Source organism: Brumimicrobium glaciale, from assembly GCF_004152935.1.
In the GTDB taxonomy this organism is placed as follows: Bacteria; Bacteroidota; Bacteroidia; order Flavobacteriales_D; family Crocinitomicaceae; genus Brumimicrobium; species Brumimicrobium glaciale.
Genome location: NZ_SETE01000002.1, coordinates 737,997 through 759,661, shown reverse-complemented (window position 1 = coordinate 759,661; position 21,665 = coordinate 737,997). Strand labels below are relative to the sequence as shown.

The window sequence follows — 21,665 nt, the reverse complement described above, 5'->3', positions numbered from 1 at the left end:
TTCACAGTAGTGAGGGAATATAAGGAATTAAGATAAAGAAAAGCCTCGACGATTTGTTGAGGCTTTTTCATTTTAGAAAGTGTTGACAGAGGAATTTTCCATATTTACTTGACCATCCCATAATCAAAAAACTTCATGCTATAAATATTCAGGACATCATAAATCTAAGTTTTAGGCATAAAAAAAAGGATTAAAAAAGACAATGCAATACATCTTCTTTTTTAATCCCCTTCTTTTAAATTCAGGTTTTTCTATGAATAGAAAAGTTTATCTTATTAAGATGAAATTACCTGATATCACTTCTCGGCTGTCATCAGCTTCTAAACCAAATACAATTTTGTAAACAAAAGTTCCTTTTTTCAAGATTTCACCCTTAAAGGTTCCGTCCCATCCAACTTCATGATTGTATGATTCAAAAAGAGTTTCTCCCCAACGATTATAAACCACGAAATGATATTCATTTGGGTTAAAACCAGATGTGAATATTGGTTTAAATGTTTGGTTTAACTCATCATTATCTGGTGTAAATGCATTTGGAATGAAGTAAAGTAATTCCTGAAAAACACTTATTCTAATATAGTTACTGTCTACACAACCATATTCAGATGTTGCAGTAAGCCAAACTATATAGTTTGTTGTAACGCTATTGTCGAATAGGTGAGTAGGATTGAAATCATTACTTGGTGGAGAATTATCCCCGAAATTCCAACTGTAGTACATTGCACCTGTAGTATTGTTATCAAATTCAACTAATCCTGAACTCAAATCATCAAGTATAGTTGGATCAGCAGTGAATGAAACGTCTGGAATATTATCGCCAATTATAAATTTACGTGTAACGAGAGTTACATTTCCACAATCATCGGTTACACTATAAGTTCTGATCACATTTTCTGGACAGAATCCATTGTTTGTATTATCTCCTACCCATTCCACAACTGGAATTCCACAGTTATCAGCAGCATCGGTTACTACAGATATGTCAGCTGGCGGTAAAACTGGCAATTGTAAAGTTTGTAAATTACTTGCTGTTGGAGGAGTAATGTCGTTAATGATAATCATTTGCGTTTCTATACTCGTATTTCCACATCCGTCTGCTATTGACCAAGTTCTAATGATCGTTTCTGGACAAGTTTGACCATCTGAAATTTCTACTCCGTTGAGAACGCCGTTTCCGTCGCAATTGTCTGTCCAATTAAGTGGACCCATTACCGGTAAGTCAGAATAGCATTGTATTGATAAATCAGCAGGCGACTTTTGAATTACTGGCGCAATGGTGTCAAATATCGTAATGACTTGCGTTTCAGTAGCGGTGTTTCCACAAGTATCTGTTACGGTCCATGTACGTGTTAATACTTCTGGACATGTTGTACCACTTGAAACTTCCATACCTAATTCAATTCCTGAACCGAGACAATTATCTGTCCAGTTAAGCGAAACCATTAAAGGAATTTCTGAATAACATGAAACGAATACATCAGCAGGAGCAGGGTCCATTATTGGAGCTACAGTGTCATGAATTATAATAATATGTTCTACTTCTATAAAATTAGCGCAAGAATCTAAAACCCTATATGTGCGGGTTAAAGTTTCCGGACATAAATTCCCATCAGAAACCTCTCCTATATAAACTACTGTAGGAGGTATTGTATGGTCATCAAATTCATCAATAATAATTGCAGGATCAGCTACTGGAATGTCTGCATAACATTCTAAAAATGTTGTGTCTGGCGCAGAAGCAGAAGGAAGTGAATCAATAACTACTGCAACTGGATAAGGACAAGTAATATTAGCCGTTGTCCATCCACAATTTAACAGCGGGTTAAGTACGTTTAAAGAACTGGCTTGACAAATAAAGTCTGCTGCAGTGTCTGTGTCTGAATTCCCTGTACGTGAATGGCTATAAGGAGTTCCTGCTGTAGTTTGACATGCTGAGTTACACCCATTTCCAGACCATTGCGTTCCCATTGTAACGCTGAAACCGTTAATAGTTGGATTGAATGCAGCTATTTGAGCGGCTGTCCAACCCCACGCAATAAAGTCAACGAGGTTTCCAACATCATCCACGACCGCAACCCATCCAGGTTGTCCTGATGCCCAAATAATGTTGTTTCCCCAATAGTTTGTTTGACCACCCACATCTGTTTTCGAAAGTATAGAACAAGGAGAAAATGAAGAAGGTAAGTTCCAAATTATAGGATTTACTGTATTAATATTTCCGTAGGTGTGACTAATTGCGACTACCCATCCTGTAGTATTTACAGAATTTGCATAAAGGTTTGAGATTTCAACATAATCGGCAGATGTAGCCCCAGGAAATCCTTCTAATCCAGCTTCTGTAATTAGAATTGAACCCTGAGTTGTATTACTGGTAACTGTTCCAGCTACTTGCATAAATACTGTATCATTCGCTGTCATTGGTGGAGAAGTGTAACTTGGTGTTGCCGAAAGTTGTGTTCCTCCGCTTTCACTATCCCACCAAGACATATTTCCAGGATCAGGTCCTGTAGCTAAAAAATTTACGTTTGTACCATAACAAACGAAAGTATCAGCCACAATAACAGGCTCAGGAATAACTTCAATTAAAATTGTGTCTGAAACGATTGTACTAGGACATGTCGTACACCTTGCAAACACACTAAGTACATCCGTTGAATCAGGCGAGAATCCATATTGATCATTGATAGACCATGGTTGAAGAACAACCAGAGATGATGTTGTTACTTGATATTCCCAAACTCCAGGACAAGTTCCGTTTCCAGCAAAGGTAATAGTGTCAGAAGTTCCTTCACATACTCCTAATAATTCAGGTGTGATTTCAACTTCATTTATTATACATTGCGCTGATAGAGAGTTGACTGTTCCAACTAAAAGTATTGAGATAAATATTTTTATTAGTGCTTTCATAATTAGTGGGTCATTTTAGAAATTTCCTCAATGTTATATTGAAACATGGAGAGATTTAAGTTTAATTCATTTGCTTTTCTAAGAGCTTCATTGAAATCTAGAAAATATTGCTCACGGTTTGGGTCTGTGGCCTCACCTTTAGAAATATGGTCTAAGGCTACAAGAAAATCATGTAAAATAATTCTTGCATCTTTTACAATTGGATCGTCAAAATCAAAAGATTGTTCAATCATGACTTCATCAATAACATTGTCATATTTTGAAGGAGTAGTTTCGTATTGCTGAGAAAAAGCAACAGAGCACATTAAAATAAATAAAGATAAAATAGTAAGCTTCATAATTGTTGTTGTTTAACTTGTGAATACAGTTCACTGAGCTAGTAAATAAACGACAATCAAAATACAAAGTTGCTTTTTTAGGTGGTAAATTTTATAAAATCTTAAAAACCTTTGCCCAAGGTAGGCTGTAACTTTAAGAAATCACATTACTTGGACTTACTTTCTGGAGTAGTTTTTTTACTCAATCCAAATCTAATAATTTCCACAATCAACCAAATCCAAGGAGCACCATGCATTAACAAATCAAACCAATCCATTGGTTGCATTCCATTTGCTCCGCCAAAAACCCATTTTAATTTTCCGAAAAGATGAGGTTCTGGAGTAAAAGGAGCCAAGCCTAGAGTCAATGAGGCAAGTAATGCTAAAACGATATTGTTGTTCTTCTTTTTATTCATGATTTTATTTTATTTCAGTATAAGGTAACCAGAAATTAGTTTAAAGCACTTCTCAATACTCACAACTCAATATTCCTTGCTTACTTACTATTTTTCCTTTTGGAAAGGAGCAATAAGTTGTTGGAAGAATCCTTTAGGATATTTTTCGTCATCGTTAAAACCTATTTCAATATCTCGACCATCATAAGGAATGTAGTTTGTTCTGAAAATATAATCCCAAATACTTAGTGAAATACCATAATTCATTCCGTAAGGATGTTCCTTAGGCAATTCTTTAGCGTGGTGCCAAATATGCATTTTAGGATTGTTGAAAATGTATTTAAGCGGACCGTAATCCCAACCTAGATTCGCGTGATTCAAATGTCCAATAGCAACTGCAGATGCATAAACGATAAATGCTAATTCTAATTGGAAACCGAAAATCATCGACAAAGAAATATATTTGATTGAATTATAAACGAATGTTTCACCGAAATGGTAACGCATGTGAGCAGCAAATCCCATTTCTTTAACTGAATGGTGAACTTTGTGAATTTTCCAAAGGAACGGAACATGATGCAACATAACATGAACGCACCACTGTACGAAATCTGCAATTATAAAGAACAAGAAGAGTTGTAAACCCCAATGTAGATTTGATAAGTCAATTAAATGTCCGCCTTCATAGCCCAAAGGAGCCAATAAATTATTTAGGAATTCAACGGTAACTGAGGACAAAGCAATGTAGAGTAGGAGGTTGAAAATGAAGAAATTGAAGAACATATAAAATCCATCCAACCAGAAATCTTTCCTGAATGCCTTTTGTTCTTTTCTCCAAGGAGCGAGCAACTCTAATCCCCAAACGACCAAAGAAATGATAATTACGAAATAGAAGAAATTAAAATCTCCCTCGGTAAATGGAGTTTTGATCGTCTTCCAAAGGTAGTTCGCATAATTGGTGTAAGTCTTTGAAAATAATTCTATATACTCGTTCATGTGATAAAAATAAACTTATTTAAGGACAAAAATACAGAATTGTAGTTTGTATTTGTGTAACAGAAGTGACTTAAGTAGTTATGAATGATGAACTATGAATGATGAACTTGTATAATCGTTAGATTTCTTTTGAATTGATAATTATCACTTCTTTCTTTTCTCTCTGAATCATATTCAACAAGCTCAATGCAGTGCTCTGCTCTACGTAACTCTGCGTAATTCTTCCTTTCTTTCTTCCCTTCTTTTCTCTGCGAATCTCTGCTCCTCTGCGAATCTTTGCGTAATTCTTCCTTTCCTTAAACCAAAAAAAAAGCGACCTACCTAAGTAAATCGCTTTTCAAATATTCATTAAATTCTTGAATCTTTCAATCCTTGAATTATTTCTTAGTTTGACTTTAAAATCGAAATTGCCTTATCTCCAAACACATTACTGTTTCCATAAGGAGAACCAACACCATCCCATTTTTCCCATTTTTTCAATTCAATGTATTGTGGGTTTTTAGAAATTTGCTCAGCCTCTAAACGAATTGCTTCCGCTTTAAAGATTGCAGAAACGATCAAAGATGAATCTCCTCTTGCTTTCTCAATTCTAGCATTCGCTAAATATTCTTGCTCTTTTTGCTTTTCCTTAGCTGTAAGGTTTCTTTGTTTCTGAGTTTCTTTTTCCTCAATTTGAGCTGCAATGTTATCTGGTAGATTAACGTCTGCAATCTCAACATAGTTTAAGTTCAAGAAGTTTCCTTCGAAATCTCTTTCTAAAATAGCTTCAATTTCTCCCTCTAATGCCTCTCTTTTTGTAGAGTAAACCTGCTCATAAGTATAACGTCCAATAACGTCCTTAATCGCACCTTTTGATTTATCATCAATGAAAATTGTGTAATTCTCACGGTGTTTTATGTGCAAATTCGCAACTTTCGCTGGAATAATGTTGTAGTTCACTGAAACTTCAACTGTAACGTCTGTACCATTGACATCCATTACTTTTTGAACATATTGTTTTGACTTGTTAACTACTTCATAAGTAATCATTTCATTCCATGGAAGAATAAAATACGTTCCTTCTACAAAAGCATCCTTTTCAGTGATACTTGGTGTGTTGAAAGGCTTAAAAACAAATCCTTGCTCACCTGGCTCAACATCTGTCCACGAATTAAAAAATATTACAAATACAATTAAAGCGACTGCTCCAATTGCTACATACCTTACCATTTGTTTAGTTTCCATACCTGTCTTTTTTACCTTTTCTTACGATGTAATCGATTGTTAAATATATAACTGCAATCAATGCAATAAGCACCATTATCTTTATAAATGGTGGTGAATTAAACAAAAAGCGAATAGAAACATAGATGGAGCCCCCTATGATGACGGAACCAAAAAGAATTCTAAAAATTTGCCTATTTCTAATGTTCATTGATAGTTATTACGATGTGCAAAGATAGCTTTTTTCAATTGATAATTAACAATTAACAAATGACAATTGTCGTTATTCCTTCAATTAAAGATGTTTTCTTTCTATGGAGCAATCTCAATCATCAGAATGATTTCTTTTCAAGTCGTTATTTTATTTGAGATTGATGTTCTCTTTTAAAACTTCCTCCTTAAATGTGCTGTTTTTAATTCAAAAATTAACAATTACGAATTACGAATTGTTGTTTGTCCTTTAATTACGAATGTTTTCTTTCCATTCAACAATTATAGAATTCCTTTTTAACGTTTAATTCTTAGTCAAAATATCAAAACCATTGATCGAAGGAGAATCTCTCTTAATTCGTAATTAAAAAATTCGTAATTCGTAATTTCCCACTTCGGTTTACCCTTTTATTTTCCTGTAAAGAGAAAATAAAAGCTTAAACCAAAGTGGAGAGCCGTCCCAAGTGTAATTATAATAATCTACATCTTCTCCACTAAATCTTTGATTAAAAAATTGAATTCCTTCAACGCGTGAACCTCCAAAATCAATTGTACAGTTTTGACTTAATCCATGATTGATAAAATGATTCATCAATGCATACATTGCGCCATCTTGTTGAAGATTCTCTAATGCTGTTCCTTTTAAGTAGAGTAATTGACCGTTGAATTTTAATCCGATTAAACCACCTTTCAAGATGTCTCCTTCAAAAACTCCAACTTTGTAAAGGAGTCCTTTTTCTTCTGCCTTTTTTACAACTTCAAATAAATGTTGAACATCTTTTGTACCGTATAATGGCAATTTCTTAGAAAGTTCTTTTGCTATTAATTTAGAAAGTTCTTCGGTATTGATATTCTCCTCACGAATTTCGTAATTGGTTTGACCAAAACGTTTGATCATTCGCTTGGCTTGGGTTTTTAGCTTGAAACGTTCTTTGTCTACAACTTGATGAATGTAATTGGTAAATGGAGTATTGGGTAGAATTGCTGATTTAGCTTGTAAATCTCCCTTAGGAAAACGTTTCAACAAAGATTTCTCAAATGCATTCCAATTTATTTTCGAAATATCGCCAATCGGTTCAATATATCTCTGAAATAGGGGAGGGTAAACCCTCGTAATTCCTCCTTTTCTAACAACACCAACGGGAATTGCAAACGAAAAATCATCCGCAACATAAGCTTCCCATTCGATTGCCGTTGCATCAAGATAAAAAGAGCTAACATAAATACTGGAATCTTCAGTTTTTCCAACTAGATTATCCCAATCCGCTCTGTTTATATCTTTTTGATTTACCCACCGTGTTTCCATGAAATATTTCTTCAATGGCGAAGATAGAAATTTCTATGCGTTAATGAGACGGGAGTATTAAAAAGTCTTTTGCGAATGTGTGAATAGAAAAGTAAAAAGAATGATGTAAGGTGAGAATTTCATGAATACATATTTTTCTGTTTAAGAATTAGATGTTTTCACCTATGTATTGAATGAAGTTACTCCCAATTGTGTTCACGAATGTTTACTTATTTATTATGGATTCTAATTTTAGAACCATTTGATTAGCCGTGAAGTATATAGAATTCAAGTAGTCTAGTGTAATGATATAGAGATTAATAATTATTTAATTTCAAATTAATATTTGATATGTTTTTTTGAAGTATATTGCGTGTGCTAACTATATTAAAATACTTATGTTAACTATCTTATTTAGAAAGAAATTACTGCGGTTTTCGCTTATTTTGTTGTCTCTGTTTTTGATGGGGAGTGGGGTTGCTCTTGGGCAAGGAAACGAGAACTTCACAAATATACCTGCAAATAACGGGAGTTATAGCAGTCGTTCATGGACAGGTACTGATGGGGTGGATTGGACAGCAGATAATGCCAGGACAGACCAAACTTTAAATTCGAGGGCAATTTGTACAAAAGCAGGAAAAGTTACATCTCATTTATATACAGGGGGAATGGGATCACTAACGTTTGAGTATGTTAGAGGTTTTACTAGTAGTAGTGCCAGGGGGATAAAAGTGTTTGTCAATGGAGTTCAAATCGGTTCAGATATAAGCGTTAGTAGTTCGTCGAATACATCTGTAATATATTCTCAATTAGTGAATATTACCGGAAGCGTTGAACTAAAACTACAAACCACAGGTGCCCAAGTTATAATAGACGATATTTCTTGGACATCATACTCTGCCACATCCTGTACCGAACCAACAACCCAAGCAACCGCAGCATCTTTCTCATCTATCACCAACAACTCCATGAATTTATCTTGGACTGCTGGAGATGGAACAGCGGGAAGAATTGTTGTTATGAAAGAAACATCAGCATTTAGTGGTTCTCCAACAAGCGGAACTTCATACACAGCAAATTCTACATTTGGTTCTGGAGCAACAATTGCAACAGACGAATTTGTTGTTTATAAAGGCACTGGAAACTCAGTTACTGTAACTGGTTTAGATTGTGGAAAAACTTACCATGCTAGTGTTTTTGAATACAATACTACAGGAACTTGTTATAATGTAACTTCTCCTGCAACTGCTAATGAAACCACAACTTTAACCACTACACCAACACTTCCATCTTCCACGCAATCTTGTGGTTCAACTGTTTTTGCAGCTACTCCAAATGCAGGAACAAATAGCACTTATTGGCAAACAAGTTCTTCAGGTGTTTCAACTTCTGACCCTGCAAATGTTACCAAAACAGTAACTACGAATACAACAATATATTTAAGAACACAATCTGGTCAAGGATGTTGGTCGGATGCTTTAACAGTAAACCCTACTGTTATTCTTGCTCCAGTTATTTCAGTACAACCAGCAAATCAATCTGAAAGTGCAGGACAAGACGCTACATTCTCTGTTACTGCAAGTGATGCAAGTTCATATCAATGGCAAGTTTCTACAAATAGCGGAGGAAGTTGGGCAAATATTTCAGGGGAAACATCTGCTTCAATAACATTGACAAGTGTTACATTAGGTATGGATGGAAATCAATATCGAGTGAATGTTGGGGCAAATTCCCCGTGTTCTAGTGTGACTTCTAGTGTTGGAACATTGAGTGTGGTTAATGGGCCTTGTTTGGATGAGGCTAACTTTACATCAACACCAGTAGGTTGGACTGAAACATCAATATCATATTCATCAAATGAAGCAAATTTTGGGAACACCAGTGGAGAACTCACAACTTTACAATTATCTAATCCGAATCAATTAACCTTTGATTTAAGAAGATCAGGTAATTCAAATGCAAAATCTTTATTAATTGAGATTTCGACAACAACTCAAGGTGGTTCTTACACCATTATAGCAACTTATGATCATTCTACTACAACTTCTGGATCTACCACAAGTTGCACAGTTGATCTATCTGCGTACTCATCTAATCCTAATGTTTATATTAAGTTTAGAAAGGTTTCCTCTACAGCTTCGCCATGGTACTTAAAAAATGTCCAAGTCTTTTGCGGCCCATCTTCCCCAACTCTAACAACCACACAAACAACCTTATCAAACTTAGACTACACTGTTGGTTCAGGACCATCCGCTAATCAAACATTTGATTTAACAGGAAGTAATCTAGATAATACAGATGTAACACTTTCATTAAGCAATACAAACCATGAATTCTCTTTAGACAATTCAACATGGTCAATAACAACTCTTTCTTTACCTTCTTATTCTGGAGCTGCTCAAACAGTTTACGTTCGATTAAAGTCAGGATTATCGGTGGCCAACTATACAAGTGTAATTTCAATTTCAGGTGGTGGAGTTGCTACTGCAATTACTGTTAATCTTTCAGGAGATGTTCAGGCAGTTTTTCCACCGGTTATAACAAGTGCAATAACTCAATCAGTTGTTTACGGAAGTTCTACTACTTATTCAATTATTGCTTCACAAAGTCCAACTTCTTATGGTGCAACTGGATTGCCAACAGGACTGTTTTTTAATGCATCTACAGGTATTATTTCTGGAACTCCAACCGCAAATGTTGGTACAGTTACTTCCACAATAACAGCAACAAATGCTGGTGGAACTGATTCAAAAACTTTAGTTTGGACAATTACCCCAAAACCACTTACAATGACGGGGATTTCAGGGATGAATAAAGTTTATGATGGCAATACTTCTGCGAGTCTATCTGGTGTTGGTTCTGAAGTTTTAGTAGGTGTTGTCGGATCAGATTTTGTTTATTTACCAGCTACTGGTATGCCTTCAGCAACTTTCTTGAATAAAAATATAGGTACAGGAAAAAGTTTAACGGTAACAGGGTATAACCTTGTTGGAACTCATGCGGGTAATTATACCCTAACAATACCTACCCTAACTGCAAATATCACCCCATTTGCTTTAACCGTTTCAGGCTCTACTGCAAATAATAAAGTGTATGATGGAACAAATTCTGCAACTATTTCAGGTGGAACATTGTCAGGAGTAATTTCTCCAGATGTTGTAACACTTAATGGAGGCGGAACATTTGCAAATGCGAATGTAGGAAACGCAAAAGCTGTTACAGCAAGTTTGTCTTTGAGCGGAGGAGGTGCAGGAAACTACACACTGAATCAACCAACAGGTCTGACTGCTAATATCACAAAAGCAACTCCTGTTTTCACTACTTCAGCAATAAGCATAAATCTTGGAGGAACTTATGTTTTACCAGGGTCAAATGTTTCATCTACATCTCCTGGAGCCTTTTCATACAGCATCACAGGTGGTGGAAATGCAACTTTGAGTGGAACAACAATTACAGGAGTTGTTGTTGGAACAGAAACTTTAACTGTTAACCAAGCGGCAAGTATAAATTTCATTGCTGGAAGTACAACAGTAGCAGTAAATGTCACCTCTTTTGCTTATTTAAATGGAGATGTGAGAACAACTGCTGACTATACTGGTTTGTCTTACAATAGCGATTGGGAAGAGTTTAATGGAAGTACGTGGGCGGCACGAGCTAATTCTCCACAAAGTAATGTGCCTAGTGGACGAATTATTATTGAAAATCAATCTATTGATGGTGGTGCAAACGTATCTAGTGGTTATAATGATATTATTATCAAAAGTGGTGGAAGCTTAATTCTAAGCGATAACCCAGGAGCATTTGTTGATTTTATTAAAACGGGTAAAACTTTAGAAATTAGGGATGGAGGTAAATTAACTTTAAATGGAGAAATTCAATTGAATTCTAACGCTAATTTAATAGTGCGCAGTGGCGGAATACTTGAACTTAATAATGATGCGATTGATAATACACATCCTTTGTGGAATGGAAAAGAAAACTTCGAACAAGGCTCTTTTGTTGTAATTAATAACTGGAATTGGACGGTAGGATCTCCTGGAAACTTATCATTGTTAAGTAATGGATCATCTCAAATCTCAAACAATATAGGAGGATATAAATTTGGAAACTTATCAATTGAAGCAGAACTACCAGACAATTGGACTTTAATTTCGGGGAGTACTAGTCCATTAGTGCCTTTATGTGAAGATGATTTAGAAATTTTCAATACTTCCCCTACCTTTTTTATATCAGGAACAAGTAATAATTATTCAGGATTTATTATAAATGGTAACCTCACCATTTATGACGGCTGGTTCAATTTTGGAACTAAATTTTCAGGTACAAATGGTTTCTCAAATAACTATGTTGTTAGAGGAAATTTCGTTTGTTTAAGTGATGATAAATTAAAACTTCATGAAATTTACGATGGTGTTACAACATCTACTGGCAGCTTAACTGTTCATGGGAATTTTGAAATTGGTGATCAAGTGCCGAACTTCACGAATCATGGAACTAAAAAAATCATCCTTAAAGGCGGAACGGCAGGAAGTTCAAAATACATTGATATAGCAACTTCGGTTCTATATATTCCAATTGAAATTGAGGATGGATCCAGAGTATTGAAAAATAATGACTTGACATTTGGTAATAATAGTTCATTACTTGTGAAAAACGGAGCAAGCTTAGACTTTGGTTTTAATTCTTCTGGAGGTGCAAACCAAATCTTAAGTATTGGAACAGGAGACTCTTTTACCGCTCAACTGCAAAGTGTATTGTATCTTACCTCTCCTGCTGGAATCATGTCATCCGGAGCAACAGGAAACGTTCAAACTAGCACCAGAACATTTGCTTCAGCTTCTCCTTATGGTGATTATCATTACATAGGAAAAGCAAGTCAAAATACAGGGACTGCTCTTCCAACAGACGTAAGAAACTTATTTATAAATACTGAAACAGCAACACATAATGTTACTTTAACTCAAAATGTAATCGTAAATAATACATTAACAATGTCAAGTGGAAATATCCAAACTGGTGCGAATCTTCTTGAATTAGGTGAAAGCACAACAAATAAAGGAACACTTACCCACACCAGCGGATTCGTTGTAGGGAAAATGCGCCGTTGGTTTGCTGGAACAAACTCTGGTGATGCATCAGGATTATTCCCTATGGGGTTTGATGATGGAGGTTTGAAAAACAGAAATGCGAAAGTTGAGTTTAACTTAGCGCCAATTGGAGGGCATTTGACAGTAGAATACATTAATTCACCAATGATTTCAATTGGGAGTTATGTTGGTCTTCCCATTTTAGCTATTAATACTGGTGGGGCAGGTTTTGATGTCACCACAACAGAAGACCAAGGGTATTGGAAAATAGATAATGAAGCTGGGAAGTTGATACTAGCAGCTTATACTATTAGTTTGACAGGTCAAGGTTATGCAACTGTAAATGATTTAACGAACCTGACCTTGTTGAAGCGTGTGGGGATTGGAAATTGGCTGGCACCAGGAACACATATTGCAGCATCAGGAACTACGGCTATGCCAACAGTTTCTCGTTCGGGAATTATTGGTTGGTCAAACTTTGGTTTTGGAGGTGGCTCCAACAATGCATTGCCAGTTACCTTAACTACTTTCGAAGTTGTTTGCTCTGCAAATGACAAACAAATGGATATCAATTGGAGTACAGCAAGTGAAACAAATTCGTCACACTTTACGGTAGAAAAAAGTCGTGATATGGTAAATTGGGCTACTATTTCTAAGGTTGAAGCTGCTGGGAATTCAAGCCATAACATCGATTATAAAGAAATAGATAAAAATCCATGGAATGGCATTACTTATTATCGCTTATCACAATTCGATTTTGACGGAGAAATTGAAGCCTTCGATCCAATCAGTGTCTCATGTGTAGTTGGTGAAAATAGTGTAGTCGTATATCCAAATCCATCGAATGGAGAATTCACTCTAGAAATTACTTGGACAGAAAAACCTATAAAGACACAATTAGAAATAATAGACGTAACAGGAAGAACAGTTTTATCGCAAGATATTAAGCTCGAAGAAGGAGTGAAGCAAATTTATTTCAATCAAATTGATCTACAATCAGGAACCTATTTAATTGTCTTCCCAAACACAGAATTAAAGCCAATTAGGGTTTTAATTGATAATTAACAATTGTCAATTGTTTGCTTCACTGCGTAGTGATAAGATTGCATGAATCACTGTTTGTAGAGTGGGAAAGAGTGTGAGAGCGAAGTTTGTAGAGCTAGAAAGAGTGCGAGAACGAAGAAAGAAACCAACTAACCTCAATCAATACGCAGTAGAGATTCAATACATAACACGTTAAACATTAATCCTTAAACATTAATAATTAGATAACAATCTTCGTCACAACACCACTTTCTGCATTATAAATCAAGAAAAAGCCCTTTTTAGAAAAAGAAATTTGAGCTTTGTTTTCTGCTTTAAAAATTTTTTGACCAGAAGTTGAATAAACATGATACTCTCCTTTGCCAGGGAAATGTAAAGTTTGTGTATTGGAATCATAATGAATTTCGTCTCTTTCGATTTGAACTGAAATTGTCCCGTTTTCATGAATTTTACCATTATAATCAACAGACTTTAAACGATAATAATGAATCCCAGAACTAGAGTTTCTATGCTTAAAATTATATTCTTTTGGTGAATTAACAGTTCCATGTCCATCTATTAGGGCAATGGACTCGAAGTCATATCCTGTTTTTGAGTGAAACAATTCGTAATAGTTATTATTGAGTTCTGTAGCTGTTTTCCAGTATAACTCGACTTCTCTATTAATGAATTCTCCTTCAAATCTCAACATCTTCACAGGCAATGCCACTAAACCGCAACTTCCTGTTGAAGACCTAAGCATATCAATCCATCCTTGATTTGCTGAGTTGTTTGCCGCTCCTGGAGTTTCATCGGTTGTGGTTCCATCATTAGTAGCGTCCCCAACGCTCCAATTATTTATATTCCTAAAATCTCCTGAATTGAAGTAAACGTTTTTCTCTGTTAAATCTGAATTGCTGATTTTTGTATTGTCAACTCCACCATTATTCCCGACACCATAAGAAATTCCGAAAAAATAATCGCCGTTTGGTTTACGGGTTTGTGCGACATCAGCAATGTTGTTAAAACCAATTCTGTTTGTAAAATTAGTTAAGTTAGGTGGAGGATTCACATCGGGGCTGTAGGAATTATCGGATGAATTAGGGAACTCATTGGCTAAGCTTAAGTAAGTTGGGTCGTTGAATGGAATAATATAAACTAAATCAGCGTCAGAGTCAGTTAAATCATCCAAGGATATATGAGGATTTCTTTCACCTGTCGAAGAGTTGTAAACTACAATGATAGAACCTACTTCAATATTGCTCCATTGCGCATGATTGCTTATTTTTAGATGACCTGGAGCAATACCTCCTGATCCAAAATCTCCGTTATTGTCATCAATTATATAGCCTCTAATATCAGTTGTTTCACCACATTCTCCTGCAACAACTAATTCATAATATTCTTGTGAACTAGATGGCCCATTCGAAAATTCGTTAATGATAATCCCACCGAAATCTGGAATGGTTGGATCACAAGGAGAAGAATTTATTATTTCAATATCATGTCCATTGTTTGCTCCGTTAACTATTGGGTCTGTGCTCACAACTCTCATTCGGTACTCTGTGCCTGAATAGTAGTTAGCAGGAACTGTTATGGAAATTGAATTAGCAGGGTCTGTTCCGCTTTGGCTAATTGAACCGATAACTGTTGGGTTCGAAAAAGAACCACTTAAATCAGAAATTTGAACACTAAAAGTATTACCAGAGTTATAATCACCATTCGAATTGAAGGAAACTGTTCCTGTATAACTTGTGATACAAGCGACTGTAAAAGTTGTTGGTATAAATGATGTTGTAATAAAAAGAGGCGAGCAAGCAGGAGAGTCTCCGAAACCTGTCGTGATGACTCCATTAGAAGTTTTTTCAAATCTTAAGCTTGGGTCAGTTAATGGAGCTGTTGATCCAGAACAAATTCCAGGTTTTATTGAAATATTTTGATCAGCAGTGCTAACACCGCTTCCACTCCAACTTGACCCAGGGTCTGAACCACACTCTCCAATTACATCCATTAAATCCCCATCGAGATATAACTCTATTGCATCATTGCCATTGAAGTTAAAGCCGTAGGTTGTTGATCCCCCTAAATTACTTCCTGTGGATGCTGCTGTTATTAAGTCTGATGTACCTATTACCCAGACCTCATTTGGTGCTAAAGTCCCAGAAGTTATTTTAGCGCCTGTTAGACTTGCACAAGGGTTTCCATTTGAACCTAGGTAAACCTCTAGATTTTGAACAGAGAAATCAATTGTTGAAGCGCTGTGGTTATAAACTTCAATGCCTTTTGGTGTTGTGCCAGAATCTGTGTCTATATATTGACTTATCATCACCTGACCACTTACTGATATGGCAGTAGCTATGAATATTACTAAAAAAGTGAAGTATTTAATCAGTTTCATAAGCTGGTGATTAAGCTAAATGTTTTTATGTTTCTACTAAGATAAGAAACCATCAAACAAAATGACGGATTACAACAAACATATAAAAATTACTGTAATGCCATAGGCTTATGTGCTTTATTAATAGTTTAAGCTATTTTCTGCTTCTATAATCACTTTCCACTCGACTCACCCAACTCACCTAACACTTTCTTATTTTTAGATCACTTTATAAATATCCATACATCAATTCATCATTGCCCTAATTCAATACTCCTCCTTTAACCATCCTAATCTATCAGATTCCCAATTGACTAACTTGTATAAGCCATCCAACAATTCGCAATTCCCCAAATTCGTAATTGATTGTGCACTGCTGCGCTTCATTTTTTTACGTTTAGCATTAAAGATCTTCTTTAGCAAGTACATCTTCTCCAAATCGTTCATAATTTACCAACCAAGCAGCTGCATTCTTAACATATCTATCTGTTCCTGCTGAGTCCCATTTATAATACAGGCGTGTAAATCCCCCGTCAATAATTAATCTTTTTCCGTCTTTTTCATAAGTTGCAGTAACAAGATTACCTGCCGATCCGTAAACAATTGGTGTCAAATCTTTATGATCTGCAATTGTTGCAATTGTACCACCTTCATAAATGTTTTGAAGTCCAGTTGTAATTAAATGATTCGGCATTATCCCCGATTTACTTCCGTTTTGAAGAATTCCTACAGTTTTGTCCCCTGGTATATCGCCATCCATTTTAGCGTTTATCAATTGGTCTGCAATGAAATTTGCATCAGCATAATAAGGTTGATTGTCGCCCCAGAGATAAACTCCTTTTCCGCTATCAAAAAACTTTTTAATTACTTTGGCGTGTTCCAAATTCAGCCTTTGTGAGCTGGAAGAAATAATCCACAATTGACAAGATTTGGACAATGCAGAATCTAATGCTTCAGGTGAAGGAGGGTTGTTAATCCAACGGTAAACAGAGAATCCTTTTTCCTTTAACGAAGCAGTTGGCAAAGAAAAATCAAATCCTCCACCTGTGTAAAAATGCAATACTGCAATAGTTTGGCCTTCAAAAGCGCCATCAACAGCCAAATCATATTGATTTCCTGCAGCGTTTCCATAGCTGTCAGCACTAACCTCCCTTGTTTCTGTTACAATTTTATGGGTTTGTGTTTGCGCATCATAAACTGATCTGCTTACATCTTCGTTTACAATGTTTTGACCCGCACTTTTATTGTATTGAGATTGAACTCCTCCAATAAATAGTAAAGTAAATAATCCTGATAATATTAACTTTTTCATAATTCTAGTTGTTTAATTTTCTGTCGAGCCTGATCTATTTTTTCTTGGCTTTGTTAACTCTAGTTCGCTACTATGGCTATTAGGCTTCTGCGAGTTTTTAATTCGTGGTCCTTAATCGCTATAGTCGGTTTCTAGTTTTCACGTAGCCCGAGTTTTTAACTCTTAATTCATAATTATTCACCTTCTTTTTCCGCCAAAACAGCATCACCAAATCGCTCATAATTTACCAACCAAGCCGCAGCGTTTTTAACATATCTTCCTGTTCCTGCTGTATCCCATTTCAAGAATAAACGAGTAAATCCTCCATCTACCAAAAGACGTTTCCCATCTTTTTCATAAGCCGCTGTTACCAAGTTTCCGTCAGAACCATAAATTATTGGAGTCAAATCTGGATGTTGATCAATTGTAGCAATTGTAATTCCTTCGTAAATATTTTGTAATCCTGTTGTGATTAAATGATTTGGCATAATTCCAGACTTGCTTCCGTCTTGCAATAGCCCAACTGTTTGGTCACCCATTACATTTCCTAGCATTTTATTTCCAATAAGATGATTAGCAATGAAATTTGCATCGGCATAATAAGGCTGATTATCTCCCCAAATGTAAACTCCTTTCCCACTGTCGAAATACTTTTTAATCACTTCAGCATGTTTCAAATTAAGTTTTTGAGTACTCGAGGAAATAATCCACAATTGACAAGATTTAGCCAATGCAGAATCTAATGCTTCAGGTGAAGGTGGGTTATTAATCCAACGGTAAACAGAAAATCCTTTTTCTTTTAATGAAGCGGTAGGCAAAGAAAAATCAAATCCTTCTCCAGTGTACAAATGCAAAACAGCAATCGTTTGACCTTCAAAAGCACCATCCACAGCTAAATCATATTGATTTCCCTCAGCATTTCCATAAGTATCAGATTCAACCTCTCTTGTTTCTGTAACAATTTTGTATTCCTTGGTGTCCTCGTCATATCTTTCAACCTGCACCTCTTCGTTTATAACATTTTGTTTTGCAGCTGCATTGTATTGTGAATGGACTCCACCAATAAACAACGTCACAAATATTCCGGATAATAAAATAAGCTTTTTCATAATTAATTGTTTTAGTTTTCACCATGTACAACTAACTTTGAAAAACGTTCATTTTGAATTGATAATTGAAAATTAACAATTGATAATTTTGTATTTCCCTTTAGAAATTCATGATTTACACTTCAATTATTAGGTTTGATAAATCATCAGAACTTTCTGGTTTCATGAATTAAACTTGAGTCTACCAATTGTCAATTATCAATTGTCCATTGTCAATTATTTCGCCCAATCCTCCCTATCCAAACTCCTAAACTGTATAGCCTCAGAAATGTGCGCCGTTGTTATTCCCTCCGCTTGTTCTAAATCGGCAATTGTTCTTGATACTTTCAAAATTCTATCATAGGCTCTTGCGGAAAGTCCAAGTCTGTCCATCGCTTGTTTTAAAATTGCGTTGCATGCTTCATCAATATTGCAATACTTCCGCAATTCCTTGCTAGACATTTGTGCATTACAATGCGTTTCTTCTGATTCTGCAAATCTTTCCTCTTGAATTGATCTCGCTTTTACCACACGTTCTCGAATGTCTTTACTTCCTTCTTCAGGTTGATGATAAGCCAATTCATCAAAGCTGACAGGAGTAACTTCAACGTGTAAATCAATTCGGTCGAGTAGTGGTCCACTAATTTTATTCAAATAGTTTTGGACAATTCCTGGGGCGCAAACACAATCTTTATCGGGGTGATTATAATAACCACACGGACAAGGATTCATTGCTGCAACCAACATAAATCCTGCGGGATACTCTACCGTGAATTTAGCCCTTGAAATCGTTACATATCTATCTTCAATCGGTTGACGCATGACTTCTAAAACTGAACGTTTATATTCAGGAAGTTCATCCAAGAATAAAACACCGTTGTGCGCCAAAGAAATCTCTCCGGGTTGAGGATAACTTCCTCCTCCAACTAAAGCGACATCGGAAATCGTATGATGAGGTTTTCTAAATGGTCGTTCTGTAATTAATCCAGCTCCAGCCTTAACTTTTCCAGCTACTGAATGAATTTTAGTTGTCTCCAAAGATTCATTGATACTCATTGGAGGTAAAATAGTTGGTAAACGTTTCGCTAACATTGATTTTCCAGCTCCTGGAGGGCCAATTAAAACCACATTATGTCCGCCTGAAGCAGCTATCTCAAATGATCTTTTAATGTTCTGTTGACCCTTAACATCTCTGAAATCAACAGCGAATTCATCCAATTTATTATAGAATTCTTGACGAATATCAATTTTAGTCGGCTCCATTCCTGTTCCATCATTCAAGAAAGTAATGACTTCATTAATAGTTGAAGCTCCGTAAACATTTAATCCATCTACAATGGCGGCTTCCCTAACATTTTCTAAAGGCAAAATTATTCCTTTAAAACCCTCTTCTTTTGCTTTTAAAGCGATGGGTAAAACTCCTTTCATGGGTTGTAGACTTCCATCGAGAGACAATTCTCCCAGTAAAATATAATCTCCTAAAGAATCCGTTTTAACTTGTTCGCTTGCTGCCATAATTCCAATGCCAATCGGCAGATCAAAAGTAGACCCTTCCTTACGAATATCGGCCGGAGCCATATTCACTGTAATTTCTTTCATGGGATATTTGTAGCCGTTATTAGAAAGTGCTGCTTTTATTCTTTGCTGACTCTCTTTCACTGCGCTATCTGGCAGTCCGACCAATATAAAACTGATTCCTTTATCGATATTTACTTCGATGGTGATTGTGGTGGCTTCAATGCCGAAAACGGCGCTGCCAAATGATTTGACTAACATATTGATTTAGGTTTTAAGTAACTATTCTAAAAATTATGATGCCTTTATTCTGTAAAATGCCTCATAACTCTAAATTAAGATAGTGAAATAATTGACATCAGATGTTACAATTGAAAAAAAAGATCAAATCTGTAAAAAGATAATTGTAATTAGTGTAAGGGCGATTAGTGTAAGGGCGATTAGTAAATCGCCCCTACACTAACTCTTCGCCCATTTGTCTTTTAAAAGTCAAAACTTTTTATTAATTTTAAGAAACTTAAATAAATAAAATGGGTTATTACAAAACAATTGACGGAAAAAAGTATGATGGTGAGTTATTAGAACTAGCTGAAAAGTTAACATCTGGTGCAGGAGATGGTAGACTCTCAAAAGATGATGCTGCACAATTATTTAAAGCTGTAATTGACGGTGATGCTTACACAGACATCGAAAAAGACACAGTTTCTTATGTAAGAGATAATTACAAGTGGACTGATGCCGCTGACGAATGGTTTCGAACTGAAGTTAGAAAATGGGCAGCAACAAAATAAAGAACAAATATTTATTTTTAGAGGGATTTTTGCATGGGTGATTTTATATCGCCCTACAAATTCCTTTCGATGTAATCAATCAAGCTATGGATCACTTTAATGTGAATTTCCTGAGCGCGATCTGCATAGTTCGCATGTGGTGCACGAATTTCCACATCACACAACCCCGCCATTTTGCCGCCGTCTTTTCCGGTTAATCCTATAACTTTTATTCCTTTTTCTTTAGCTACTTCAATTGCTTTAAGGATGTTTTCGGAGTTTCCACTGGTGGAAATAGCCAATAAGACATCTCCTTTTTTTCCTACACCTTCTACAAAACGAGAGAAAATATATTCATAACCGTAATCGTTTGCAACACAGGTTATATGAGATGGGTCGGAAATAGAAACGGCACCGATTGATGGGCGATTGTTTCGATAGCGCCCTGTTAATTCTTCAGCAAAATGCATCGCATCACACATAGAGCCACCATTGCCACAACTGATCGCTTTACCTTCATTTTTAAAACTTTGAACTAATATGTTACCTGCAGATGCAATGGCACTATAGTTCTCTTCAGTGTTGAATTTCTTTAAAGTTTCTAGTGCTTCATTGAATTGGTCTGCTATTTGTTTCATGGTTCCTGCTTTAAGTTCAAAATTAGAAAAAATAAAATATAAACATCATCTGAATTGAAGCATTTTATTATATTTGAAAACCCGAGTTAAAACTTTGCTAAACTTTACAGAATGAAAAAAACTTTATTACTTGCGATATCAGCTTTTTTACTTTTTAGTGTTGGAAACACTTTTGCACAAGAAGAGGAACAAAAAGAGTTGAATTGTTTTGAAAAATATGATGAAGCGTTTAAGGAACGTGGTGCTTACACAATATCAGATAACATTTATAGAAACGTAATGATTTCTTTTTTCGAAGGGAAGGAAGTATTCTGTGTTCGTGGAAAAGTGCGTGTTGAAAATGGATATGTGAGTGCTATTTTTTATTACTATGATGATAATAGTGAAGAACTTTATGATAAAAAGTTTCACAACTTAAATGGCGAACCAGCTTCAGTAACTAATGGAATCTCTGAAATGATTATTAATGCAGACCGTGAGAAACTAAGAGTTGTATTTATTGATAAGTTGAAACCAAAAAGAAAGAAATTACAGAAGATGTCTGTGCCAGATGATATATAAAT

The 21,665-nt window shown here is 35.6% G+C and carries 14 protein-coding genes; 3 read left to right on the top strand and 11 right to left on the bottom strand.

The features are described 5' to 3' along the window. Positions 1-267: 267 nt before the first annotated feature. From ERX46_RS06875 to ERX46_RS06850, 6 genes are all read right to left on the bottom strand, one after another. Positions 268-2,907 carry an HYR-like domain-containing protein gene (locus tag ERX46_RS06875; protein ID WP_130093101.1) on the bottom strand — a complete coding sequence of 880 codons (2,640 nt, stop codon included), beginning with the start codon at positions 2,905-2,907 and terminating at the stop codon, positions 268-270. A gap of 2 nt (positions 2,908-2,909) precedes the next feature. After that, positions 2,910-3,245, bottom strand: a complete 336-nt coding sequence (locus tag ERX46_RS06870) for a hypothetical protein (RefSeq protein WP_130093100.1) — start codon at positions 3,243-3,245, stop codon at positions 2,910-2,912. 146 nt (positions 3,246-3,391) lie between these two features. Beyond that, positions 3,392-3,640, bottom strand: a complete 249-nt coding sequence (locus tag ERX46_RS06865; protein ID WP_130093099.1) for a hypothetical protein — start codon at positions 3,638-3,640, stop codon at positions 3,392-3,394. Between the two features lie 87 nt (positions 3,641-3,727). Further along, on the bottom strand, positions 3,728-4,615 hold the full coding sequence (locus tag ERX46_RS06860) for a sterol desaturase family protein (protein ID WP_130093098.1): 888 nt from the start codon (positions 4,613-4,615) through the stop codon (positions 3,728-3,730). 384 nt (positions 4,616-4,999) lie between these two features. Then, positions 5,000-5,839, bottom strand: a complete 840-nt coding sequence (locus ERX46_RS06855; protein WP_130093097.1) for a prohibitin family protein — start codon at positions 5,837-5,839, stop codon at positions 5,000-5,002. 589 nt (positions 5,840-6,428) lie between these two features. Further along, positions 6,429-7,334: a hypothetical protein gene (locus tag ERX46_RS06850; RefSeq protein ID WP_130093096.1), complete on the bottom strand. Its 906-nt coding sequence runs from the start codon at positions 7,332-7,334 to the stop codon at positions 6,429-6,431. 377 nt (positions 7,335-7,711) lie between these two features. Here ERX46_RS06850 and ERX46_RS06845 point away from each other — a divergent pair, with 377 nt between their 5' ends. Beyond that, positions 7,712-13,465, top strand: a complete 5,754-nt coding sequence (locus ERX46_RS06845; protein ID WP_130093095.1) for a YDG domain-containing protein — start codon at positions 7,712-7,714, stop codon at positions 13,463-13,465. A 199-nt stretch (positions 13,466-13,664) separates the two neighbouring features. Here the strand turns inward: ERX46_RS06845 and ERX46_RS06840 are convergent, their stop codons facing one another. The 4 genes from ERX46_RS06840 to ERX46_RS06825 all read right to left on the bottom strand — a co-directional run bounded on the left by ERX46_RS06840 (position 13,665) and on the right by ERX46_RS06825 (position 19,955). Then, entirely contained in the window at positions 13,665-15,821 is a 2,157-nt protein-coding gene (locus tag ERX46_RS06840) for a lamin tail domain-containing protein (protein WP_130093094.1), read from the bottom strand. A gap of 382 nt (positions 15,822-16,203) precedes the next feature. Beyond that, complete coding sequence (locus ERX46_RS06835) at positions 16,204-17,112, bottom strand: hypothetical protein (protein ID WP_130093093.1); 909 nt, start codon at positions 17,110-17,112, stop codon at positions 16,204-16,206. A 173-nt stretch (positions 17,113-17,285) separates the two neighbouring features. Next, positions 17,286-18,200, bottom strand: a complete 915-nt coding sequence (locus ERX46_RS06830) for a hypothetical protein (RefSeq protein WP_130093092.1) — start codon at positions 18,198-18,200, stop codon at positions 17,286-17,288. Positions 18,201-18,416: 216 nt separating this feature from the next. After that, positions 18,417-19,955, bottom strand: a complete 1,539-nt coding sequence (locus ERX46_RS06825; RefSeq protein WP_130093091.1) for a YifB family Mg chelatase-like AAA ATPase — start codon at positions 19,953-19,955, stop codon at positions 18,417-18,419. 269 nt (positions 19,956-20,224) lie between these two features. Between ERX46_RS06825 and ERX46_RS06820 the strand changes: the two genes are divergently transcribed. Then, positions 20,225-20,485 (top strand): hypothetical protein, encoded by a 261-nt coding sequence (locus ERX46_RS06820; protein ID WP_130093090.1) that lies wholly within the window; start codon positions 20,225-20,227, stop codon positions 20,483-20,485. 53 nt (positions 20,486-20,538) lie between these two features. Here the strand turns inward: ERX46_RS06820 and lpcA are convergent, their stop codons facing one another. After that, positions 20,539-21,102, bottom strand: a complete 564-nt coding sequence (lpcA, locus tag ERX46_RS06815) for a D-sedoheptulose 7-phosphate isomerase (RefSeq protein ID WP_130093089.1) — start codon at positions 21,100-21,102, stop codon at positions 20,539-20,541. Positions 21,103-21,213: 111 nt separating this feature from the next. Between lpcA and ERX46_RS06810 the strand changes: the two genes are divergently transcribed. Continuing rightward, complete coding sequence (locus ERX46_RS06810) at positions 21,214-21,663, top strand: hypothetical protein (protein WP_130093088.1); 450 nt, start codon at positions 21,214-21,216, stop codon at positions 21,661-21,663. The last annotated feature ends 2 nt before the right edge of the window (positions 21,664-21,665 follow it).